The sequence below is a fragment of the Pseudomonas sp. Sample_20 genome (genome assembly GCF_004307585.1).
Classification (GTDB): domain Bacteria; phylum Pseudomonadota; class Gammaproteobacteria; order Pseudomonadales; family Pseudomonadaceae; genus Aquipseudomonas; species Aquipseudomonas atacamensis.
On record NZ_RCOA01000073.1, the window covers coordinates 25,023 to 48,400 of the forward strand.

The following is a 23,378-nucleotide window of genomic DNA, read 5'->3' on the forward strand; positions in this document are numbered from 1 at the left end:
CTGACCGGTGCGGGTCTATCAGTACTCACACCGCTCGATAATGTCCTGCAAGTGCTCGGTGTTTCCCTGTTCCGTGAGAAAGCTTGTCACCTCAGCGCACCACGCTTGGTCTGAAGGAATACCGGCCCAAGCGTGCGTCCCTGCCCAATGCCAGGGACGGTCGTCAAACGTATTGATCAGCGCCTGATTGAATGTGTGAACGTTGAACTTGGGGTTTCTCGCGTTTTGCAACATCAACGAACTGAACACGCGTTGTTGCGTTACTTCGCATGGTTTGATTTGCTGGGCTTTGGTCGAGCTCAGGACAATGAAATCAGGTTTGACACCTTCATCGAGCGCGGCCTGCAATCGGTAATGTCCATCGATGACCACGTAAGAACACAGTCCGCCCACATACCAGAGCAGGATCGGCGGCAAGCTGCCCTCCCTGGCTTTTTTGCGCCACCATTTGAGGCGACCTGCCAAAGGGTCCACCGTGTGCAGCCCGATCAAGTGCCCCAGATCCCAATCAAGCCAATGCACGGTGTGCGGTTGCACATTGTCGAGAATGCCCTCGCCGCGCGCGTACCAGTTGGGCAGATGGCTGGACGCCTCGGCCGGGGTGGAAAAATACCAGCCATCCGGACCGGCAACGGGTTTGTATCGGCTAACTGCTGGCAATAAAGGGCGCGCCACCCAGTGGCCGGGATAGAGAAAGTCCGCCTGATTGTTCATCAACTGGTTGATGAAATAACGACACCAGCGCGGGAAGCGCTCTTGGACGGGTAATTCAAAGTGCTCCTGAACGTCAGCCGAACCGATGGGTGGCACGGATGGCGATTCCAGTTGAACGGGCCGCGGATTGCGAACCAGCCAAGCACCGTAATATGAGGTGGCAATGGTCGCCCAGAAGAGTGGGCTTTCATTGAGCATCAACTTCATCCGCCCGTTGTTACCACTTTGCAGATGAAGCGGCGGTTTGCTTGATTTCGGTCGGTTGACCTCAATACTCAACCCAACCCACTTGTCCTCAAGATCCCTGAGGTCACGCCACCAGAACTGTTGCACGTCATTCCCTTATCAAATGCTTTTATAGATGAGTTTCACACTCGTGATTGCATGGTGACCTGAGAGGCCCCTTCGCGAGCAGGCTCGCTCCCACAGGAATTGCATTCATGCTGAAGGAATGCGGTTAACTGTGGGAGCGAGCTTGCCCGCGATTGGAATTCACTCGGTCTAGCGGTTGCGCTCGGCCAGAAACGCCAGCAGTGCCTCAGTGACAAACTCGGGATTCTCCAGATTGGAGATATGCCCCGCCTCCGGTACCAGCACGCACGGGCAACCGATCAATTCAGCCATTTCCCGGGCTTCCGAGGGTGGCCGTGGTTTGTCCTGATCGCCGCACAATACCAGCGTCGTCGCCGGGTTCAGCTCGCTCAGACGTGGCAACAGGTCGTTGCGGCCAAACGTGATGCGTCCCATCGGTACGATGCTGTCGCGCAGACGCTCGGGCGAGTAGCTCTTCAATTTCGCGCGGAAGTCCTGATACAGCGCCGACTGCGGGTCGATGCCCGGGCGGAAGAAGATCGGTACGACGATGTCGAGCAATTGTTCGGAGATAGTGCCGCTGTCTTCGATCTGCTTGAACAACGAGAAGTAATATTGCCGGGTCGGTTCCGGCTCGACGCCGACGTAGGTGTCCATCAGCACCAGACCGTTGAGACGTTGCGGTGCGGACAGTGCCAAACGCACGCCCCACATGCCACCGACGGATAGTCCGACGAGGGTGACGCGATCAATGTCCAGATGATCGAGCAAGGCCTGCGTCTGACGGGCAATGTCGTCCAGCGAGGTTGTGCCTTCGGGTAACTTGCCGGACTCGCCATGCCCCCACAGATCCACGGCAATGACGCGATAGTGCGGGGTCAGCGCGGCGATCTGCGGCGCCCACATCGCTTGGTCCCAAAGGTAACTGCCGGCCAGCAACACGGCGGGGCCGGAGCCTTGATCAATGTAGTGCAGTGCTTGTCCGTCAACCGTGAAAAAGGGCATCGACCACCTCCGCGAGAAAAAACAGAACCGGCAGACTGAGCTGCCGGTTGTTGATCGTCAAGGATGGAAATGTACGGCAATGTACAGACGCCATTCGCGAGCAGGCTCGCTCCCACAGGGGTTTTGTAAACACCACAGATCCTGTGTGGGAGCGAGCCTGCTCGCGAAGAGGCCGGCCCAGGCGCTGAAGAACTACAGCCCCTCCAGCTCCGCCATCAGATCATTCAACCGATCAACCTTCTCCTCGGTAATGTCACTGGCCGCCAGCCCATCGATGTATTCGGCGAGTTCCTCCACCGTGCTGCATTCGAACATCGCGCGCAGCGGCACGTTGCGTTGCAGGGTTTTTTGTACCCGCGATGCAATTTGCGTAGCCAGCAAGGAATGCCCGCCCAGTTCGAAGAAGTTGTCGCGCACGCCGACCTTTTCCACTTTCAGCACCTCAGCCCAGATATCAACCAGGGTCTGCTCCAGTTGATTGCGCGGCGCCAGATAATCCGCACTCTGCAACTGACCGATTTCCAGTGCCGGCAAGGCTTTGCGGTCGAGTTTGCCGTTGGCATTGAGTGGCATTTGCTCCAGCCACAGCCAGTGCAGCGGCACCATGTATTCCGGCAGTTCGGCGCGCAGGCGCTGCTTGATCCGCTCCAGGCGTTCGCCCGGATTGAGCGCCGCATCGGCCGCGACCAGGTAGCCCACCAGATGCTTGCCGTTGACGCCTTCCTGCACAGCAACCGCCGCGTCGCGCACTTCCGGTTGTTCATGCAGGCGCGCTTCGATTTCACCGAGCTCGATGCGGTAGCCGCGAATCTTCACTTGATGATCGACGCGGCCGACGTATTCCAGCACGCCGTCGGTGCGGCGCCGTGCCAGGTCACCGGTGCGGTACAGGCGTTCGCCCGGCGCGCCGAACGGATTCGGCACAAACACCGGCGCGGTGCGCAACGGATCGCTGACATAACCGCGACCGACCCCGATCCCGGCGACACACAACTCACCCACCGCGCCCAACGGCACCAGTTCCAGCGCGCCATCGACCACGAACAGCAAGTTATTGTCGGTCGGCGTGCCGATCGGCAAATAGCTGCCGCGCGTCGACGCCATGTCGACGCGGAAGAACGCCACGTCATCCGAGCATTCCGCCGGGCCGTAAGCATTGACCAGACCAATGTCCGGGTAACGCAGCAGCCATTGATGGGCCAGTTCCGGCGGCATCGCTTCACCGGTCGGCAACATCCAGCGCAAGCCGTCGAGGCTCAGACGCTCGGAGCCAAGCATGCCCTGAATCAGCGACGGCACACTTTCCAGCACGGTGATGCCCTGCGCCTGCACATGGCCCAGCAGACCTTGCGGATCGTGGGCAATCGCATTCGGCACGATGTCGACCCGTGCGCCGAACAACGGCGCGGCTAGGAACTGCCAGACGGAAATGTCGAAGCTTTGCGAGGCGGTCTGCGCGATCACATCGGCCTCGCTCAAGTCGAGGTAAGGGCGTTTGCTCAACTGGTTGTTGAGCATGCCGCGCTGCTCGACCATCACGCCTTTAGGCAGCCCGGTCGAACCCGAGGTGTAGATCACATAGGCGAGATTGTCCGGGCCACTGTGGATGCCGAGATTGTGCGTCGCTGCCGCCGACGACTGCACCTCTTCCCACACCAGCAGGCGCGGACGATTCGAACAGCCAAACTCTTCGAGCAAGGTATGCGCCTGCTCAAGGCAGGCTGCGCTGCACACCAGCAACGGCGTGCGGCTCAGCTCAATGATGCGACTCAGACGCTGGCTCGGCAGGCCCGGATCCAGCGGCAGATAACCAGCGCCGGCCTTGAAGCTGCCGATGATCATGCCGAGCAGATCGAGATTACGCTCGGCCAGCAGCGCCACCGGTTGATCCATGCGCACACCGGCAGCGACCAGGTCATGGCCGAGGCGGTTGGCGTTGTGGTTCAGCTCGGCGTAGCTCAATTGCTGATCGAGGCAACTGGCGGCAACGCGCTGCGGATGCGCCGCGACCTGCGCTTCGAACAACGCCACGTAGCTTTGCTCCAGCGGATAGTCATGGCCGCTCTGGTTGCAACCGTGCAACAGGAAGTCGCGTTCTTCGTCGCCCAGCAGCGGCAAATCGGCCATGTCGCCATGGAAGCCGTCGACCAGCGCCAGCAGCAGGCGCTTGAACTCACTGAGCATGCGCTCGACCGTCGACTCGTCGAAGTAACGCTGGTCATAGGACAGGTGCAAGCCAAGGTCATCGCCCGGGTAGCACACCGCCGTCAGCGGGAAGTTGGTGTGGGTACGGCCGGAATCCGAGGTCGCATTCAAACTCTGCGCACGGTCAAGCACCGAGACTTCCACCGGGGCGTTTTCGAAGACGAACAGGCTGTCGAACAACGGCTGGCCTTTGGGCAATTCGCTCTGTTCCTGGATATTCACCAGCGGCAGGTATTCGTACTCGCGCAGTTGCATGTTGCTGTCGAGCAACGCGCTGAGCCATTGACGCACACTGCTGCGCTGATCGTCCGCCGGCATCTTCACGCGCAGGGCAATGCTGTTGATGAACAGGCCGACGGTGCGTTGCATTTCCGGCATGTCTACCGGCCGACCAGCGACGGTGACGCCGAAGAGCACGTCGCGATCGCCGCTCAGGCGCCGCAAAACCAGAGCCCACGCAGCCTGGGCGAAAGTGTTGACGGTCAGTTGATGGGCCTGTGCCAGTTCCCGCAGCCGTGCGCCGTCCTCGACATTGAGGCGGGTGTAACGGTCGCCGACGATCATGCCGCCGCTTTCACCGGCGTGTTCGCGCAGGAACGGCCGGTCGCTCGGGATCGGCGTGGTGCGCTCGAAGCCTTGCAGATTCTGCCGCCACCACTGCCGCGCCTCGGCCAGACTCTGGCGTTGCAGCCAGCCGATGTAATCGCGATAACGCGGCGGCACGCTCAACTGCGCTTCGCGACCTTCACCGAGGGCGGTATAGATCTCGAAGAAGTCGTTCATCAGCAGCGAACGGCACCAGGCGTCGATGAGAATGTGGTGGTTACTCATCATGAACCAGTAACGCGCCGCGCCGACCTTGATCAGGCGCAGGTGGAATGGCGCCTGATTGAGCAGATCGAACCCGGCCTCGCGCTCGCTTTTCAGCAGCGCTTGCAGCTTCGGTTCCTGCTCGGTCTCGGCGACGGCGCTCCAGTCCAGATACTCGATCGGCGTGCGCCCCGGCGTGTGAATCACTTGCAGCATGTCTTCGCCGACGTTCCAGCAGAACGACGCGCGCAGTGCTTCATGACGGGCGATCACCGCTTGCCAGGCCTGGGCGAAACGCTCGGGATCGAGCTCGCTGTTGATGCGGTAACGATCCTGCATGTAGTACAGACCGGTGCCCGGCTCGAGCAAGGTGTGCAGCAACATGCCTTCCTGCATCGGCGTCAGCGGGTAGACATCTTCGATGTGCGCGGCCGGCACCGGCAGCGCATCGAGTTGCGCCTGAGTCAGTCTGGCCAGCGGGAAGTCCGATGGCGTCAGGCCGCCGGCTTCGTCTTGCAGACAATGGGCGATCAGGCTTTGCAACTCACCGAGGTAGGCATCGGCCAGATCGTTAATGGTTTGCGCCTCGTAACGCTCGGCACTGAAAGTCCAGCGCAGCAGCAATTCACCACCGTAAATCTGACTGTCGACACTCAGCTCGTTGGGCAACGGCGCCTGCGGATCGTGGGCGGCACCGACCGCTTCATCCAGCGGACGGAACAGCGCATCGCTGCCGAAGCTCTGGTCGAACTGGCCGAGGTAGTTGAAGGTGACCTGCGCCTGCGGCAGCGCGGCCATGTTCTGGCGGCAGCCGTCATCAGCCAGATAACGCAACACGCCATAACCGAGACCTTTATGCGGAACGGCGCGCAATTGTTCTTTGATCGCCTTGATCGAAGCGCCCTGCCCGGCGGCCTCTTCGACATTGTGCGGAGTCAGGCGCAGCGGATAAGCGCTGGTGAACCAACCGACGGTGCGGGTCAGATCAATCTCGTCGAACAGGGTTTCGCGACCGTGTCCTTCCAGTTGAATCAGCGCCGAGGGCTGGCCGCTCCAGCGGCACAGCACACGAGCCAGTGCGGTCAGCAGCAGGTCGTTGACCTGAGTGCGGTAAGCGCTCGGTGCCTGTTGCAGCAACTGTCGGGTGCGCTCGGCATCGAGGCGTACGCTGACGGTTTGCGCATGGCGATTCTGCCTACCGCCCTGCGGGTTTTCGCAAGGCAGATCAGCGCTTGGCCCGGCCAGTTGCGTTTGCCACCGACCGAGTTCTTCACGCAGGGATTCGCTGCCGGCGTAGGCCTGCAAACGCGCGGCCCAGTCCTTGAAGGCGCTGGTTTTCGCCGGCAGTTTCAGCGGCTGCGCAGCGTCGAGCTGGCGATAGGCGGTTTGCAGATCATCCAGCAGCACGCGCCAGGAAACGCCGTCGACGACCAAGTGGTGGATGGCGATGAACAGGCGTTGCTGAACATCCGCAACATCGACCAGCACCGCGCGCAGTAACGGGCCGTTGCGCAGATGCAGACTGCGTTGCGCGTCGGCGAACAGAGATTCGCACCGATCCAGCGAATCGACGCTGACTTGCCAGAGCACATCCTCATTCGTCAGCGCTTGATGCGTCGCTTGCCATGCATCATCGGTTTCAGTGAAACGCAGACGCAGGGCATCGTGCTGCTCGATCACCGCCAGCAAAGCTTGCTGCAATCGTTGCGGCTTGAGGCGCGCAGTCGGTTCCAGCAACAGCGCCTGATTCCAGTGCTGGCGCTGGGGAATGTCCGTATCGAAGAACCAGTGCTGAATCGGCGTCAGACGCGACTCGCCGACCACCAGGCCCTGCTCGGCCGTCACTTGCTGGGTGCGGCTGGCCACGGCGGCGAGCGTTTGCACGGTCTGGTGCTGGAACAGGTCGCGCGGGCTGAAGTGAATGCCCTGCTGACGCGCGCGGCTGACCACTTGAATCGACAGAATCGAGTCGCCGCCGAGTTCGAAGAAGTTATCGTTGAGGCCGACCTGCCTGACGTTGAGCACATCGCACCAGATCTGCGCCAGGGTTTGCTCCAGCTCATTGCTTGGCGCGACATAGTCCTGACGATTGAGCTGCGGATCCGGCGCCGGCAAGGCGCGGCGGTCGAGTTTGCCGTTGGCGGTCAGCGGCATGCTTGCCAGCAGCATCAGGTGGGTCGGCACCATGTAGTCCGGCAGTTGCGCCTTGAGGTGCGACTTGAGCGCTTCGCGCAGTTCAGCCTGTTGCGCTTCGCCTTGCCCGGCGACATCGGTAACGAGGTAACCCACCAACTGCTTGCCACTCGGCGCATCCAGCGCCAGCACCACCGCTTCGCGGATCGAAGGGTGATCGAGCAGGCGCGTTTCGATTTCGCCCAGTTCGATGCGGAAGCCACGGATTTTCACTTGATGGTCGATGCGCCCCAGATACTCGACCAGACCATCGGCACGCTGGCGCACCAGGTCGCCGGTGCGGTACATGCGTCCGCCATCAGCGGCAAACGGGTCAGCGACGAAACGCTCGGCGCTGATGCCCGGGCGGTCGTGATAGGCCTGAGCCAGACCGGCGCCGCCGACGAACAATTCACCGGTCGCGCCTTGCGGCACCAAGGCCAGATCGGCGTCGAGAATGTAGGCGACTCGCGCCCCGATCACGCTGCCGATCGGCACACTGCCGGCGCCCTCTTCCAGTACCTGCGGCGCCAGACTGGCCAGCGGCATGACCACGGTTTCGGTCGGGCCGTAAGCATTGAAAAACTGCGCCGGTTGGAATGCCGCGCGGATGCGCTGCAGATGCTCGCCGGTCAGCGCTTCACCGCCGGTGATGATCATGCGCACCGGGAGGACTTCATTCTGCGTGGCAAGGAACTGCGCCAACTGGCTGCCGTAGCTCGGCGTGAAGCCGAGGACGTTGATCCGATGCGCACGAATCAAGCCGCAGATTTCTTCCGCGTCCCACTGCCCTTGCGCCCGCAGCACCACCTGCGCACCGCTGAGCAGCGGCACCAGCAAACGTTCGGTGGCAGCGTCGAAGTTGATCGAATAGAAATGCAGTTCACAGTCGTCCGGGCGCATGCCGAAGCGTTCGATCACGGCCTGGCAGTGCATGGCGATTTCACCGTGGGAGACCACCACGCCTTTCGGTTTGCCGGTCGAGCCCGAGGTGTAAATCAAGTAGGCCTGATGTTGCGGCAGGCTGATAAACGGCAGCTCGCTGGCCGGGTAGTCGGCCAATCCCGGGCTGTCATCTTCCAGACACCAGCGCGCCACGTCTGACGGCAAGTCACCCAGGGCCTGAAACATCGCCCGATCGCTGAGCAGCAGGCCGATGCGGCTGTCTTCGATCATGTAATGCAGACGGTCGAGCGGGTATTCCGGATCCAGCGGCACATAAGCGCCGCCCGCCTTGAGAATCGCCAGCAGGCCGATGACCATTTCCAGCGAACGCTCCAGCGCCAGACCCACCCGCACTTGCGGGCCGACCCCACGCTCACGCAGCGCCCAGGCCAGACGATTGGCCCGGGCATCGAGTTCGGCGTAGCTCAGGGTCTGCCCAGCGAAAGTCAGTGCTGGTGCGTCTTTGCGCGCCAGTGCCTGTTCGGCGAACAGATGATGAATGCACTGATCGAGACGATGCTCGCCCGGCTCGATGCCGAGGCTGTCGAGCAGGTGCTGTTGCTCAGTGCTGTCGAGCAACGGCAGTTCGCTGAGGCGTTGCTGCGGATCAGCGATCAACGCTTCAAGCAGGTTGCGCCAATGCCTGGCCATGCGTTCGATGGTCGGCTCGTCGAACAGATCGGTGCTGTAAGTCAGGCAGCAGCCGAGGCGATGGTCGAGGTCGGTGACTTCCAGATTGAGGTCGAACTTGGTCGCGCGCGCATCGTTGGCCAGATACTCGACAGTCATCCCAGCGAGGGTGCGGCTCTGCTGGAATTCCCAGCGCTGCACGTTGCACATCACCTGGAACAGCGGGTTGTAGGCCGCACTGCGTGGCGGCTGCAAGGCTTCGACCAAGTGATCGAACGGCAGATCCTGATGGGACTGGCCTTCGATCACGGTGTGGCGCACCTGCTCGAACAGTTCGCCGACCGACATCTGCCCGTCGAGCTGGCAACGCAGCACTTGGGTGTTGAGGAACGCACCGATCAGCCCTTCGCTTTCCGGGCGAATGCGGTTGGCCACCGGCGCGCCGATGCGCAGGTCGGTCTGGCCGCTGTAGCGGTAGAGCAGCGTGGCGAGTGCGGCGGTCATGGTCATGAACAGGGTCAGACCGTTTTGCGCATTGAACGCCCGCACCCGCGCAGCGAGATCGTCGCTGAGGTCGAAACGGAACAGCTCGCCCTGATGGCTCTGTACCGGTGGACGCGGGCGGTCGCCGGGCAGTTCCAGCAGCGGATGTTCGCGACCGAGCTGCGCGGTCCAGTAATCGAGCTGGCGCTGGCGCTCGCCGGACTCCAGCCAGTTGCGCTGCCAGACGCTGTAGTCGAGGTATTGCACCGGCAGCGGCGCGAGCGGTGATTCGCGCTCATCGACGAACGCTTCATACAGCGCACTGAGTTCACGGGCAAAGATGTCCATCGCCCAGCCTTCGGTGACGATGTGGTGCAGGGTCAGGACGAAGTAATGCTCGTGCTCGGCAGTCTTGACCAGGCAGGCACGCAGCAGCGGGCCGGTTTCCAGATCGAACGGCTGGTGCGCTTCTGCATCGGCCAGTTGCTGGACTTGTAGCTCCCGGACTTCTGCCGGCAGGCTGGAGAAATCCTTCCAGCCCATGCGCACGCCGGTCTCGGCATGCACCTGTTGGCGGGCGACGCCGTCAACACTGGGGAAGGTAGTGCGCAGGGTTTCGTGGCGCAGGATCAGCGCCTGCAACGCCGCCTCGAAATGCTCGACATGCAGCACGCCGCGCAAGCGCGCCATGCCGCCGACGTTGTAAGCCGGGCTGTCCGGTTCCATCTGCCAGAGGAACCACATGCGCTGCTGCGAATAGGACAGCGGCACCGCTTGGCTGCGGTCGATTTTTGCGATCGGCAACTGTTGGTTGGTGCGGCCGCTGACCTGGATCAGGCGAATCTGTTCGGCGTAATCGCCCAGTTCGCTGTGCTCGAACAAGGTGCGCAGCGGCAGTTCGACGTCACAGGCCTGACGTGTGCGTGAAATGATCTGCGTGGCCAGCAGCGAATGACCGCCGAGGGCGAAGAAATCATCGCGCAGGCCGATCTGCTTCAGACCCAGCACTTCGCGCCAGATCGCGGCGATTTGTTGCTCCAGTTCGCTGACCGGTTCGACGTGTTCACGCACTTGCCATTGCGGCTCGGGCAAGGCGCGGCGGTCGAGTTTGCCGCTGGGGCTCAGCGGCATCGCGTCAAGGCGCAGCAATTGTGCGGGCACCATGTATTCCGGCAGCTCGGCAGCGAGGGCAGCTTTCAGCCGAATGATTTGCTCATCGGCATTTTCATGCGCATCGGTCGCCGTGAAGTAGCCGATCAGTTGCGCACCGGCAGCGGTTTCCCGCACCAGCACCACGGCTTGGGCGACGCCATTTTGCGCCAGTAGTCGCGCCTGGATTTCTTCCGGTTCGACGCGAAAGCCACGCAGTTTGACCTGCTGATCGAGACGGCCGAGGTATTCGATCACGCCATCCGAGGACCAGCGCGCACGGTCGCCGGTGCGGTACAAACGGGCACCCTGCTCGCCCAGTGGGTCGACGACGAAGCGTTCAGCGGTCAACGCCGGACGGCCGAGATAACCACGCGCCAGACCGATGCCGCTGATGCACAGCTCACCCGCCACACCCGCCGGCACCGGATTGAGATCGGCATCGAGAATGCGGCAGACCACATTGCCCAGCGGCCGGCCAATCGGCGAGCGCTCACCATCGGCAGTTGTGCAGTGCCAATGGGTGACATTGATCGCGGTTTCAGTCGGGCCATAACGGTTGTGCAATTGCACCGCCGGCAGTTGCGTCAGCACACGGTTGCGCAGCTCGGCGGGCAAGGCTTCACCGCCGGAAAACACCCGGCGCAGGCTGGTGCATTCGGCACTCAGCGGCTCGTCGATGAACAGCGCCAGCAGCGGCGGGACGAAGTGCAGCGTGGTCACGCCGTATTGCTGGACCAGTTGCGCGATGCGATGCGGGTCGCGGTGCTCGCCGGAGGCGGCAAGCAGCAGACGCGCGCCGGTGATCAGCGGCCAGAAGCATTCCCACACCGAGACGTCGAAACTGATCGGCGCTTTTTGCATCAGCACGTCGGTTTCGTCGAGACGGTAAGTGTCCTGCATCCATTGCAGGCGCTCGGCCAGCGCGGCGTGGGTGTTGCCGACGCCTTTCGGTTGCCCGGTGGAACCCGAGGTGTAAATCACGTAGGCGAGGTTGTCGCCGTGCAGTCGCAGGCCCGGTGCCTGGCTCGGCCATTTATCCAGGTGCAAGGCATCCATGGCGATCACGCTGACGCCATCGCTGGCCGGCAGACGCTCGAGCAATTGCGTCTGAGTCAGGAGCAGTTCGACGCCGCTGTCGCGGAGCATGTACGCGAGACGCTCGGCCGGATAATCCGGATCAAGCGGCACATAGGCGCCGCCGGCCTTGATGATCGCCAGCAGACCGATCAGCAGTTGCGGCGAACGCTCGGCAGCAATGGCCACGCACACGTCCGGGCCAACGCCTTTGTCGCGCAGGTAATGGGCGAGCCGGTTGGCCTGCGCGTGCAGCTCGGCAAAATCCAGACTACCGCCGTCCCACACCAGCGCGGTGCGTTGCGGGGTGTTGCGCAATTGTTGCTCGAGCAGTTCCGGCAGCCATTGTTGCGCCGGGGTGCACGGAGCGACGCTCCAGTCCTTCTGCTGATTCTGCTCGCTGGCGGCCAGCAAGCGCAGATCGCCGATGGCCTGCTGTGGCTGTTCGCAGACCTCGCTGAGCAGATTATGGAAATGCTCGGCCAGACGCTCGATGGTCGCAGCATCGAACAGTTCGCTGGCGTAGTCGAACGCCAAGCTCAGACGACCGCTGCGATCCTCTTCGCTGTGCAATTGCAGATCGAACTTGGCCTCGCGGCTGTGCCACGGCAGCTCTTCGGCGAGCAGACCGGGCAGGCGCTTGAGCGCACTGAGGTCGCGCTGCTGATGGTTGAACATGACCTGGAACAAGCCCTGATCGCGGGCCTGCGGGAACGCTTCGAGCAGTTGTTCGAAGGGCAGATCCTGATGGGCCTGGGCGCCGAGTGCGGCTTGGCGGGTCTGGTTCAGCAGCTCGGCAAATGTCAGGCGCGAATCGATCTGCGCACGCAACACCTGGGTATTGATGAAGAAGCCGATCAGGCTTTGGGTTTCCAGGCGCGGACGGTTGGCGTTGGGCACGCCGACGCGAATGTCGCGCTGACCGCTGTAGCGGTGCAGCAAACTTTGCAACGCAGCGAGCAGAAGCATGAACGGCGTGGCCTGGTGGGCCTGCGCAGTCTGGCGGATCGCCTCGCTGAGTTCGGTACTCAAGCGCACGCTGTGGCGCGTGGCGCTGTGGTTGTGTCTGGCCGAGCGCGGGTGATCGGTGGCCAGTTCCAGTGGCGGATGTTCTTCGCCCAACTGCGCTTTCCAGTACGCCAGTTGCCGCTCGCCCTCGCCTTGCGCCAGCCATTGCCGCTGCCAGTTGCCGTAATCGGCGTATTGCACCGGCAGCGCTGCCAGCGTCGCCGTTGCACCTTGGGTAGCGGCGGCATAGAGACGCGAGAATTCGTCGAGCAGGATATTCAGCGACCAGCCGTCAGCGATGATGTGATGCAGGGTCACCAGCAACTGATGCTCTTCATCATCGAGACGCACCAGTGTCACCGCCAGCAACGGGCCTTTTTCCAGATCGAACCGAGTGCGCGCTTCGTCTTCGCGAATCTGCTCGGCACGGGCTTCACGCTCTGGCGCTGACAGGTCGCTGATGTCGATCAGTTGCAGGTTGAATGCGGCAGCGGCAAGCACTTGCTGCAATGCCACACCGTCGCGTTCGAAGAAACGTGTGCGCAGTGATTCATGGCGTTCGATCAGTTGCTGGAAGCTGCTGCGCACGGCGTCTTCGTCCAGCTCGCCACGCAGGCGCAGGCCGCCGGGAATATTGTAGGCGCTGCTCTGTGGATCGAGTTGCCAAGTGATCCACAGACGGTTTTGTGCCAGCGACTGCGGCATCGGCTCACTGCGCGACAACGTGCTGATTGCATCTTGGGCGCTGCCGCCGTCCTGTTTTAGCTGCGCCACAGCGGCGGCGAAGGCAGACAGGGTTGGCGCTTCGAACAACAGGCGCAGGCTCAGCTCGACACCGAGTGCTTCGCGAACCCGCGCGACCACTTGCGTGGCAGCGATCGAGTTGCCGCCTAGCAGAAAGAAATGGTCGTCGCCACTGACCTGCTTGACGTTGAGTTGCTCGGCCCAGATTTGCCCGATCAACGCTTCAAGGTCCGAAGTGCTGCTGGTCGCGTTTTCCGTTGCGGCTGTGATCGAAGGGAACAGCGCGTAACTGTCGAGGCTGCCATCAGCCAGACGATTGCGGCACGCCGAGCGCTGCAGTTTGCCGCTGGAGGTTTTCGGCAACGCGCCCGGATTGAGCAGCACCACCACGCTTGGCGCCTCCTGATACGCCTCGGCCACGGCTTGGCGAATGGCTTTGATCAGCGCATCTGGCGCGAGGATTTTTTGCACGCTGCGGCTGATTTCCGCAGCGATGCCGATGCCCTCTTCGCCGTTTTGAGTGACCGCGAACGCCGCCACGCGGCCCTTGCGCACCACTTCGACTTCGCGCTCGACAGTCTGCTCGATGTCCTGCGGGTAGAGGTTGTGGCCACGGACGATGAGCATATCTTTCAGGCGCCCGGTGACGAACAGTTCGCCGTCACGGATAAAACCCAGGTCGCCGGTGCGCAACCAGGTACGGCCGGCGTGCTGAACAAAAGTCTTGGCGCTGGCTTCGGGGTTGCGCCAGTAACCGTGGGCGATGCTCGGGCCGGCGGCCCAGACTTCGCCGACGGCGTTATCGGCGAGTTCTTCGAGGGTATTGGGTTCGACGATCAGCACCGCGTGCTCAGGCTGGCTGATGCCGCAACTCATGACCGCGCTGCCGTCGCCCGGCTCGGCGCGGTTTTGCGCCAGCGCCTGATCGTCCATGCGCAACGCCGGGATGCCGGTGCCGCGCGGTGTGCCAGCGACAAACAGGGTGGCCTCGGCCAGACCGTACGAGGCCATGAAACTGTTGTCGCTGAAACCGCAAGCAGCGAATTTTTCCGCGAAGCGCTCGAGGGTATCGAGACGGATCGGCTCGGAACCGGAATAGGCCACGCGCCAACGGCTCAGATCGAGGCGCTCAAGGGCCGATTCGCTGACCCGCTCACTGCACAAACGGTAGGCGAAATCCGGCCCGCCGCTGATGGTGCCGCCGTATTCGGCGATCGCTTCCAGCCAGCGCAACGGACGGCCGAGGAAGTAGGCCGGCGACATCAGAATGCACGGCACGCCGCTGAAAATCGGTTGCAGCAGGCCACCGATCAAACCCATGTCGTGGTACAGCGGCAACCAGCTGACGATGACGTCGTCCGGGTTGACGTCGATGCCGAAGCCGCGACGGATCAGCAGTTCATTGGCGACCAGATTGCCATGGCTGACCTGCACGCCCTTGGGCAGCGCGGTGGAGCCGGAAGTGTATTGCAGAAAGGCGATGTGCTCGGCTGGCAGGCTCGGTTCAACCCACTGTTCGGCCAGCGTGCTGTCGAGAGTGTCGACACACAACAGCGGCGGCGCGCCGTCGATTTGTTGCAAGGCATCGCGCAGGTCGGCGCTGGTCAGCAACAGCTTGGGCTCGGCGTCGGCGATGATCGACAGCAAACGCTCCTGATGATGACGACGCGCGGATTCCGGCGGATAGGCCGGCACCGCAATCACACCGGCATACAGGCAGCCGAAAAACGCCGCGACGTAATCCGCGCCACTGGGAAACAGCAACACCGCACGCTCACCGAATCCAGCCTGAGCCTGCAGCGCAGCGGCGATGGTGCGCGCGCGTTGATCCAGTTCGCGATAGCTGAGCACAACGGTCTGCTCCGGGTTTTCAGCGAGAAAACGCAAGGCCAGTCGGTCCGGCGTCAGAACTGCGCGACGCTTGAGGGCATGGACCAGGGTGCTGGGGAGTTCGAACGCGTCGGTCATGAGGTTTCCTGCCTGAATTCGGCTTGCAAGTGGAATCGGGTGGCTGCGTCACACCTGTCGAGAGGCGTGCGGGGCGCGGTCTGTGCCGACCGCGCAAGGCATCGGAATGCGCTGAGGCCGGGGATCTGCACCCGGGCCATTCACCAATGAGAACGGATGGACTGTGGAAATAATTAGTCGGCAGGCACGACGTCCAGCGGGGCCAAGGTGCGGCGGCGTGTCGCAGTTCGCAAAACACATCGACTTACAGCACTACTTCTCTTTCTCATTTGACAATCATTATCATTCAACATAATTTGTCGCTCGATGTGTAGGACGGCGCCGTCCCCCGAGGCCCTCCCACTAACCTATTGGCAGCAAGGTGATTTCCATGACGGAACAAGTATCCACAAGCAGGTGCGATTCACCGCTACTTCAGGCATTCGTCGACAATCGACTGATTCTGGTCAAGATTGCAGCCCGCATTACCGGTTGCAGGTCTCGTGCCGAAGATGTGGTTCAGGATGCGTTTTTCCGACTGCAATCGGCGCCGCCGATCACGTCGTCGATCAAGGCTCAACTGAGCTACCTGTTCCAGATCGTGCGCAACCTCGCCATCGATCACTACCGCAAGCAGGCGCTCGAACAGAAATACTCAGGCCCGGAAGAGGAAGGCTTGAACGTGGTGATTCAGGGCGCTTCGCCGGAAACTTCGCACATCAACTTCTCGACCCTCGAACACATCGCCGATGCGCTGACCGAGCTGCCCAGCCGCACCCGTTATGCCTTCGAGATGTACCGTCTGCACGGCGTGCCGCAAAAGGACATCGCCAAGGAACTGGGCGTATCGCCCACCCTGGTCAACTTCATGATTCGTGATGCGCTGGTGCACTGCCGCAAGGTCTCGGGCAGTCGGCGGGATGCGGTGATTGCGGGGCGTCGTTAGGATCCGGATTCTGCGTCAAGCCATTCGCGAGCAGGCTCGCTCCCACAGGGTTTGATGAATGACACAAATCCGGTGTGGGAGCGAGCCTGCTCGCGAAAGCGGCCTCAGACTCAACGCAATACCGAGGCCGAACGCATCAGGCCAGGCTGCACCGATCAAAAAACCGCTCCCGCCCCAGCATCATCAGCGCCGCGCGCTTGTGCGGAAAATCGAATTCCTTCTCGCAGTGAAAGCACTGGTTGTGCATATGGCCGATCATCTTCGCGTTGTCGGCACGCGGCTCGGCGACCACGCGCTGGGTTCGTGGATCATCGAGAAACAGGTAATGCACCAGCGCCGATAACCAGCTCGCCACTTTGTGCGGGCCGCGATGACGTTCCTCGCCGACCAGCATGTGAATGCCACGGTCGTAATCGCCGGCATCGTAGAACGGCGCGATGCGATCTTCCTTGGCCCAGTAGGCTTCGAAGTAAGCGAACGGCTGATCATCGAAACAGCCGATCAGCGTCAGCGTGTGCGGATCGGCATCGAGCTTGTTGAGGTATTCGCGATGCTGCTCAAGGCTGCCCTCCTCCTGCCAGAAACTCGCCACGCGCGGGCTGTTCTGCCAGCGATTGAAGCGCGACAGATCTTCCTCGATTTCCAGCGTTCGCAAGGAAATCCATGCGCCGAGCCGCGCATCGAAACGCCGATAGACTTCACCACGCGGCTTCACCGGTCGCAGCGGATGGCGCTTGCCGTGGCTGATGACCATTTGCTGCGGATAGCTGCCGGTCAGTGAAGTGCCCAGCCACGGCTGCGGCAGTTGCCAGAACAGCGTGCGCTCGCAGCGATACTCTCCGGCGACTTCGGTATTGATCAGCAGACCACTGCGCAAGGCTTCGGTCGGCGGCTGATCGAGTTGCCAGGTCAATTGCTGGCACGCCGGGTCACGGGCGAACAACCAATAACAGGCGGCCCACAAGGCTTGCCCGGGCGGCAGGGCAAAACGTTCATCAAGCTGGATCGGGCCATTGGCCTCGCGGTCCAGGCGCAGCCGAATCAGCGGTTGCCCGTCCAGGCTCAGGCTCAAGCGGCTCTCGGTAGCATCAGCGATCAATTGACTGCCCGAGGGCAATGCCAGGGCAGTCAGGTCATTCAGATTGGACATGGGTCGGGCTCACGTAATCGTCGACAGTTCGACGAAGTGACGTGAGCCGGGAAGGGAAATTTAAGCGCGGGACGAAAACAGCGCTTCAGTGATGCGGCACCGGCACTACCGCAATCCTGTAGGGTTCGAAAATCTTCAGCAATTCGCCATTGTCACGCAGACGCTGCAACAGATTGCCGAAGGCGTCGCCGGTGATCGGAGCGCTTGGCCGCAGAATCGCGTAATGGTGATAGATCTGATCGGTGCGCTGCGAAGCCAACAGCTCATCGCGGACTTTCTCGTTGCGCAGCAGGTAATCGAACAGATAGGAACGTGTGACCAGGGCAATGTCGGCGCGCCCGCGCAGGACCATCAACAGGTTGCTGTCGTGGGAATAGGTCAGCGTGGCGTTGTAGTTGTGCGCGAGGTATTTCGGGTCGGCGTTGAAGTCGGCGAATTCGTAGTGATAACCGCTGAACAGCGCCAGACGTTTGCCCGACAGGCTCGAGAAGTAGTTTTGCTGGCGGCCGTCTTCGCGTTGTGCAACGAAGATTTCGGCGTCTTCCAGGCCCATGTCGACATCGTCGTGGGGAATGTCCTTCCAGCCCCACTCGGGATTTTCGAAGATCGCCATATCGATGCGACCCTGCTTGAAATCACCGAAACGGCGCGGGATCGAGGTCGGCACCAGGACGAACTGATAGTCGCTCTGCGAGCGGTTCAGCGCCTCGATCAATTGCGGCAACAGGCCGGTGTCGGCGCCGTTTTCCGGGCGGATCGTATAGGGCGGGAAATGCGCGGCGCCGACCCGGACCAATTGCGCTGACTGAGCGGGCAATACCCATAACGCAGCCAGCGCGGCGAGCATCAGCCCGGCGGCTGTCCGAATTGGCGAAGACTTCAAAACACCCCACTCCCCGAAAAAAATAGCGATCAATGCATTCAAGCTAGGCGGTTTCGCCGACTTAGCCAGTTTGTCGGCCGGTCCGACAACCGTTCAACGCGCTTCGAGGACCAGAATCAGCGCTTCATCGGCGAGCTGATCGAGGCTCAAACTGCCGCCGGCACGGAACCAGGTGGTGGTCCAGGACAGTGCGCCGGTAAGGAAACGTCGGGTAATAAAAACGTCGCCGCGAATATAGCCGGCGTCCTTGGCCTCGCTCAGAACCTGCAGCCAGATGTCTTCATAAACGTCACGTAAAGCAAGGACTTTAGCCTGGCCGTCTTCGGACAATGAGCGCCATTCGTACACCAGCACCGCCATCGCCTCGCCGCTGCCGCCCATGATCGACTGCAATTCGCAGCGAATCAGCGCCAGCACTTTTTCGCGCACGTCGCTGGCTTCGGCCAGGGCTGCGCGCATCAGCGCGGTGTTGTAGCGGATGGTTTCCTCCATCACCGCGCGGAGAATTTCATCCTTGCTTTTGAAGTGATGAAAAATACTGCCCGACTGAATGCCCACAGCGCTGGCCAGATCGCGCACCGTGGTGCGCTCGTAGCCTTTGTTGCGAAACAGGTGAGCCGCCACTTGCAGCAATTTGCCGCGGGCGCTGTCCGGGTCGGTCAACTGGCCCTGGTCGACCAGTTCGCGCATGACCCGCAGGGCTTTTTGCTCGTCCACCCGTTCTCTCCTACAGTCGATCAGTGTGTTGCCCCCTGTAACCGCAGGGTTGCGCGCAATTTAAGCCGCGCGCGGGCACCAAGCAAGCGCTTGGGCAGAAGAATGTTTCGCCTGTTTACAAACCAAGCGCTTGCTTGGTAGCCTCCAGACACTTCTGTCGCAGGTCCCTGAGTCGGAGATAAAAATGCCAACCACCGTGCGAATCGGCTGCGCCAGTGCTTTTTGGGGCGACACTTCCACTGCTGCCGCCCAGCTTGTCTCCGGCGGAAACCTGGATTATCTGGTGTTCGATTATCTGGCCGAGATCACCATGTCGCTGATGGCCGGCGCGCGCCTGAAAGACCCGCAGGCCGGGTTCGCGGGTGACTTCGTTGAAGTGCTGGCGCCGCTGCTGACGCAACTGGCCGAACAGAACATCCGCGTGATCAGCAATGCCGGCGGGGTCAATCCGCAGGCTTGCGCGGCGGCCCTGCAAGCGGCCTGTGACCAGGCTGGGGTCCAGCTGAAGATCGCCGTGTTGCTCGGCGACGACTTGCAAGGACAGCTCAAAAACCCCGCCGATATCCGCGAAATGTTCAGCGGCGCGCCGCTTCCGCGCATGTGCGTGTCGACCAACGCCTACCTCGGCGCGCCGGGAATTGTCGAAGCGCTGCGCCTGGGTGCCGACATTGTCATCACCGGCCGGGTGGTCGACAGCGCCGTGGTCAGCGCGGCGCTGGTCCACGAATTCGGCTGGTCGTGGCATGACTACGACAAACTCGCCCAGGCCGCGCTGGCCGGGCACATCATCGAATGCGGCGCGCAGTGCACCGGCGGTAATTTCACCGACTGGCGCGAGGTGCCGGATTACGAGCACATCGGTTTTCCGATCGTCGAGGTCAGCGCCGATGGCCAGTTCCTCGTCAGCAAACCCGAAGGCTCCGGCGGACTGGTCACACCATTGACGGTCGGCGAGCAGATGCTCTACGAAATCGGCGATCCGCAGGCCTATCTGTTACCCGACGTGATCTGCGATTTCAGCCAGGTCAAACTCCAGCAACAGGGCAAAAACGTCGTGCACGTGCACGGTGCCAAAGGCCTGCCGCCCAGCGACAAATACAAGGTCAGCGCCACGTACCCGGACGGTTTTCGCTGCACCGCCAGTTGCCTGATGGCCGGCATCGACGCGGTGGACAAGGCGCGGCGGGTCAGTCAGGCGATCATCGACAAGACCGCCGAGATGTTCAGCCTGCGCGGCTGGGCGCCGTACAGCGAAACCCATGTCGAACTGCTCGGCAGCGAAGCCACCTACGGCCCCCACGGCCAGCGCCGCGACAGCCGTGAAGTGGTGATCAAAATCGCCGTACGCCATCCTGACAAACGCGCGCTGGTGCTGTTTTCCAAAGAGATCGCCCAGGCCGCGACCGGTATGGCGCCCGGTCTGACCGGCATTGTCGGCGGACGTCCGACCGTGTACCCAGTCATCCGCTTGTTCTCGTTCCTCGTCGATAAAAGCGCCTGCGCCCTGCAAGTCGACATCGCAGGCGAACGTCATCCTTGCGCCCTACCCGACCCAGTGGCCCTCGACAGCGCAGATTTGCCGCTCGCCCATCAGCCACCCAAACCCCAAGGCCGCGCCGATGCCAGTGTGCCGCTGGTGAAACTGGCGGTGGCGCGCTCCGGCGACAAGGGCAACCACAGCAATATCGGCGTGATGCCGCGCCATCCCGATTACCTGCCATGGATCGCCGAAGCGCTGACCCCTTCGGTGGTGGTCGACTGGATGCGCCACGTCCTCGATCCGCTTCTCGGGCGTGTCGAACGCTGGTATCTGCCCGGCACCCACAGCCTTAATTTTCTTTTGGAAAACGCCCTTGGCGGTGGCGGTGTCGCCAGCCTGCGCATCGACCCGCAGGGCAAAGCCTTCGCCCAGCAACTATTGGAAATCCAGATTCCGGTGCCGCAGAGCATCGCCGAACAGCTCGACTAGAGGATGGTGTGCATGGCTTACGCGTCGATTTTTCGCGCCGATCTGTTCAGCGGCCAGAATCTGATTGTCACCGGTGGCGGCAGCGGCATCGGTCGCTGCACCGCCCATGAACTGGCGGCGCTCGGCGCCAATGTGCTGCTGGTCGGGCGCAAGCCGGAAAAGCTCGAAAAAGTCGCCGCCGAAATCACCGAGGACGGCGGCCGCGCGCACTGGAAGGCCTGCGATATCCGCGATGAAGAAGCGGTCAAGCAACTGGTCAAAGAGCTGATCGCCGAACACGGGCCGATCCACGGCCTGGTCAACAACGCCGGCGGCCAATACCCGTCGCCCTTGGCCTCGATCAATCAGAAAGGCTTTGAAACGGTGCTGCGGACCAATCTGGTCGGCGGCTTTCTGATGGCCCGCGAAGTGTACAACCAGTCGATGAGCAAACATGGCGGCAGCATCGTCAACATGCTCGCTGACATGTGGGGCGGCATGCCCGGCATGGGCCACTCGGGGGCAGCGCGTTCGGGCATGGACAATTTCACCAAGACCGCCGCGTTCGAGTGGGGTTACGCCGGGGTCCGGGTCAACGCCGTGGCGCCGGGCTGGATTGCGTCCAGCGGCATGGACACTTACGAAGGCGCATTCAAAGCGGTGATTCCGACCCTGCGCGAGCATGTGCCGCTCAAGCGTATCGGCACCGAATCGGAAGTCAGTGCAGCGATCGTGTTTCTGCTCAGCCCGGCGGCGGCATTCATCAGCGGCACCACAGTGAAAATCGACGGCGCCGCCAGCCTCGGCAGTCGCGCCTGGCCGCTGCACAAGGCCAGCCACAGCGAATCGTTCAATGGTTTCCACCGCGCCTATCTACCTGACGTGCTCAAGGACAAGGAATAAGCCATGGCGCAGATTCAGTCGCAACTCGATCCGCACAGCGAAGCGTTCGCGCGCAACCGCGCGGCCATGCTCGCCGCCATCGAGCAGGTGCAGCAGCTTGAACAGAACCTGTTGAACAAGGCCGCCGAAGCCAAAGAAAAATTCAGCAAACGCGGGCAACTGTTGCCCCGGGAGCGCTTGAACCTGTTGCTCGACCCCGGTGCGCCGTTCCTCGAACTGGCCAGCCTCGCCGGCTACAAATTGCATGACGACAAGGACGGCAGTTCGGCCGGTGGCGGGCTGATTGCCGGCATCGGTTATGTCAGCGGCATCCGCGCGATGGTGGTCGCCAACAACAGCGCGATCAAGGGCGGCACGATCTCGCCGAGCGGCCTGAAAAAATCCCTGCGCCTGCAACAGATTGCTCGGGAAAACAAACTGCCGATGATCACCCTCGCCGAAAGCGGCGGTGCCAACCTCAATTACGCGGCGGAGATTTTTGTCGAAGGTGCGCGCAGTTTCGCCAATCAGGCGCGCATGTCAGCCATGGGTTTGCCGCAGATCACCGTGGTACACGGCTCGGCCACGGCGGGCGGCGCCTATCAACCGGGATTGTCGGATTACGTGGTGGTGGTGCGCGGCAAGGCCAAGCTGTTCCTCGCCGGCCCACCGTTGCTCAAAGCGGCGACCGGCGAAGTGGCCAGCGATGAAGAACTCGGAGGCGCCGAAATGCACGCGCAAGTCGCCGGCACTGCCGAATATCTCGCTGAAAACGACGCTGACGGCATACGCCAGGTCCGCGACATCATGCGCATGCTGCCCTGGAACGAGCAATTGCCCTGGCTGCCGCAGCCGCAATTCAAAGAGCCGCTTTACCCCGTCGACGAACTGCTCGGGCTGATCCCGGACGATGCAAAAAAGCCCTACGACGTGCGCGAAATCATCGCGCGGATTGCCGATGAATCGGACTTTCTCGAATTCAAAGGCGAGTTCGATCAGCAAACCCTTTGCGGCCAGTTGAAAATCCAGGGCCGCGCCTGCGGCTTCATCGGCAACAACGGCCCGATCACCCCGCAAGGTGCGAGCAAGGCGGCGCAGTTCATCCAGTTGTGCGACCAGAGCCAGACGCCGCTACTGTTTTTCCACAACACCACGGGTTTCATGGTCGGCACCGAATCGGAACAGCAAGGGGTGATCAAGCACGGCTCGAAACTGATTCAAGCGGTGGCCAACGCACGGGTGCCTAAACTGACCATTGTCGTCGGCGGTTCCTACGGCGCCGGCAACTACGCCATGTGCGGGCGCGGGCTCGATCCGCGCTTCATCTTCGCCTGGCCCAACAGCCGCACGGCAGTGATGGGCGGCGCACAGGCCGGCAAGGTCTTGCGCATCGTTACCGAAGCCAAACAGCTCAAGGACGGCATCGAGCCCGATCCGAAAATGCTCGACATGCTCGAACAGATGACCGCGCAGAAACTCGACAGCCAATCCACCGCCCTGTATGGCAGCGCCAACCTGTGGGACGACGGCCTGATCGATCCGCGCGACACCCGCACCCTGCTCGGTTACTTGCTGGATATCTGCCACGAAGCCGACACGCGCACGCTGCAACCCAACAGCTTCGGCGTCAGCCGCTTCTGACCGCCACGGA

10 protein-coding genes are annotated in these 23,378 nt (G+C 62.0%); 4 read left to right on the plus strand and 6 right to left on the minus strand.

The window, feature by feature from the left end:
- Nucleotides 1–18: 18 nt before the first annotated feature.
- From D8U70_RS16145 to D8U70_RS16155, 3 genes are all read right to left on the minus strand, one after another.
- Complete coding sequence (locus D8U70_RS16145; RefSeq protein WP_073472493.1) at nucleotides 19–1,047, minus strand: ParB/Srx family N-terminal domain-containing protein; 1,029 nt, start codon at nucleotides 1,045–1,047, stop codon at nucleotides 19–21.
- A 168-nt stretch (nucleotides 1,048–1,215) separates the two neighbouring features.
- Nucleotides 1,216–2,031, minus strand: coding sequence for an alpha/beta fold hydrolase (locus D8U70_RS16150; protein WP_130929288.1), 816 nt, complete (start codon nucleotides 2,029–2,031; stop codon nucleotides 1,216–1,218).
- A gap of 192 nt (nucleotides 2,032–2,223) precedes the next feature.
- The gene (locus D8U70_RS16155) at nucleotides 2,224–15,222 is read right to left on the minus strand and encodes a non-ribosomal peptide synthetase (protein WP_130929289.1); all 12,999 of its coding nucleotides are present in this window, start codon (nucleotides 15,220–15,222) and stop codon (nucleotides 2,224–2,226) included.
- 370 nt (nucleotides 15,223–15,592) lie between these two features.
- On the opposite strand from D8U70_RS16155, the gene D8U70_RS16160 reads away from it, so the two are divergent.
- Nucleotides 15,593–16,147 carry an RNA polymerase factor sigma-70 gene (locus D8U70_RS16160; RefSeq protein ID WP_008088195.1) on the plus strand — a complete coding sequence of 185 codons (555 nt, stop codon included), beginning with the start codon at nucleotides 15,593–15,595 and terminating at the stop codon, nucleotides 16,145–16,147.
- A gap of 136 nt (nucleotides 16,148–16,283) precedes the next feature.
- On the opposite strand, the gene D8U70_RS16165 is transcribed toward D8U70_RS16160, so the two are convergent.
- From D8U70_RS16165 to D8U70_RS16175, 3 genes are all read right to left on the minus strand, one after another.
- Nucleotides 16,284–17,297, minus strand: a complete 1,014-nt coding sequence (locus tag D8U70_RS16165; RefSeq protein ID WP_130929290.1) for a GNAT family N-acetyltransferase — start codon at nucleotides 17,295–17,297, stop codon at nucleotides 16,284–16,286.
- Nucleotides 17,298–17,382: 85 nt separating this feature from the next.
- Entirely contained in the window at nucleotides 17,383–18,180 is a 798-nt protein-coding gene (locus D8U70_RS16170; RefSeq protein ID WP_122707220.1) for a transporter substrate-binding domain-containing protein, read from the minus strand.
- 93 nt (nucleotides 18,181–18,273) lie between these two features.
- Nucleotides 18,274–18,897: a TetR/AcrR family transcriptional regulator gene (locus tag D8U70_RS16175; RefSeq protein ID WP_122707222.1), complete on the minus strand. Its 624-nt coding sequence runs from the start codon at nucleotides 18,895–18,897 to the stop codon at nucleotides 18,274–18,276.
- Nucleotides 18,898–19,081: 184 nt separating this feature from the next.
- Here D8U70_RS16175 and D8U70_RS16180 point away from each other — a divergent pair, with 184 nt between their 5' ends.
- From D8U70_RS16180 to atuC, 3 genes are read left to right on the plus strand one after another with little or no spacing between them, the layout of a single operon-like run.
- Complete coding sequence (locus D8U70_RS16180) at nucleotides 19,082–20,866, plus strand: acyclic terpene utilization AtuA family protein (protein WP_130929291.1); 1,785 nt, start codon at nucleotides 19,082–19,084, stop codon at nucleotides 20,864–20,866.
- A 12-nt stretch (nucleotides 20,867–20,878) separates the two neighbouring features.
- The gene (locus D8U70_RS16185; protein ID WP_130929292.1) at nucleotides 20,879–21,748 is read left to right on the plus strand and encodes an SDR family oxidoreductase; all 870 of its coding nucleotides are present in this window, start codon (nucleotides 20,879–20,881) and stop codon (nucleotides 21,746–21,748) included.
- A 3-nt stretch (nucleotides 21,749–21,751) separates the two neighbouring features.
- Nucleotides 21,752–23,368 carry a geranyl-CoA carboxylase subunit beta gene (gene atuC / locus D8U70_RS16190; RefSeq protein WP_130929293.1) on the plus strand — a complete coding sequence of 539 codons (1,617 nt, stop codon included), beginning with the start codon at nucleotides 21,752–21,754 and terminating at the stop codon, nucleotides 23,366–23,368.
- The last annotated feature ends 10 nt before the right edge of the window (nucleotides 23,369–23,378 follow it).

Excerpts from the sequence above, each read along its gene's own strand:
- D8U70_RS16155 (WP_130929289.1), bottom strand. The coding sequence starts at position 15,222 with ATGACCGACGCGTTCGAACTCCCCAGCACCCTGGTCCATGCCCTCAAG.
- D8U70_RS16165 (WP_130929290.1), bottom strand. The coding sequence starts at position 17,297 with ATGTCCAATCTGAATGACCTGACTGCCCTGGCATTGCCCTCGGGCAGT.
- D8U70_RS16160 (WP_008088195.1), top strand. The coding sequence starts at position 15,593 with ATGACGGAACAAGTATCCACAAGCAGGTGCGATTCACCGCTACTTCAG.
- D8U70_RS16150 (WP_130929288.1), bottom strand. The coding sequence starts at position 2,031 with ATGCCCTTTTTCACGGTTGACGGACAAGCACTGCACTACATTGATCAA.
- D8U70_RS16185 (WP_130929292.1), top strand. The coding sequence starts at position 20,879 with ATGGCTTACGCGTCGATTTTTCGCGCCGATCTGTTCAGCGGCCAGAAT.
- D8U70_RS16180 (WP_130929291.1), top strand. The coding sequence starts at position 19,082 with ATGCCAACCACCGTGCGAATCGGCTGCGCCAGTGCTTTTTGGGGCGAC.
- atuC (WP_130929293.1), top strand. The coding sequence starts at position 21,752 with ATGGCGCAGATTCAGTCGCAACTCGATCCGCACAGCGAAGCGTTCGCG.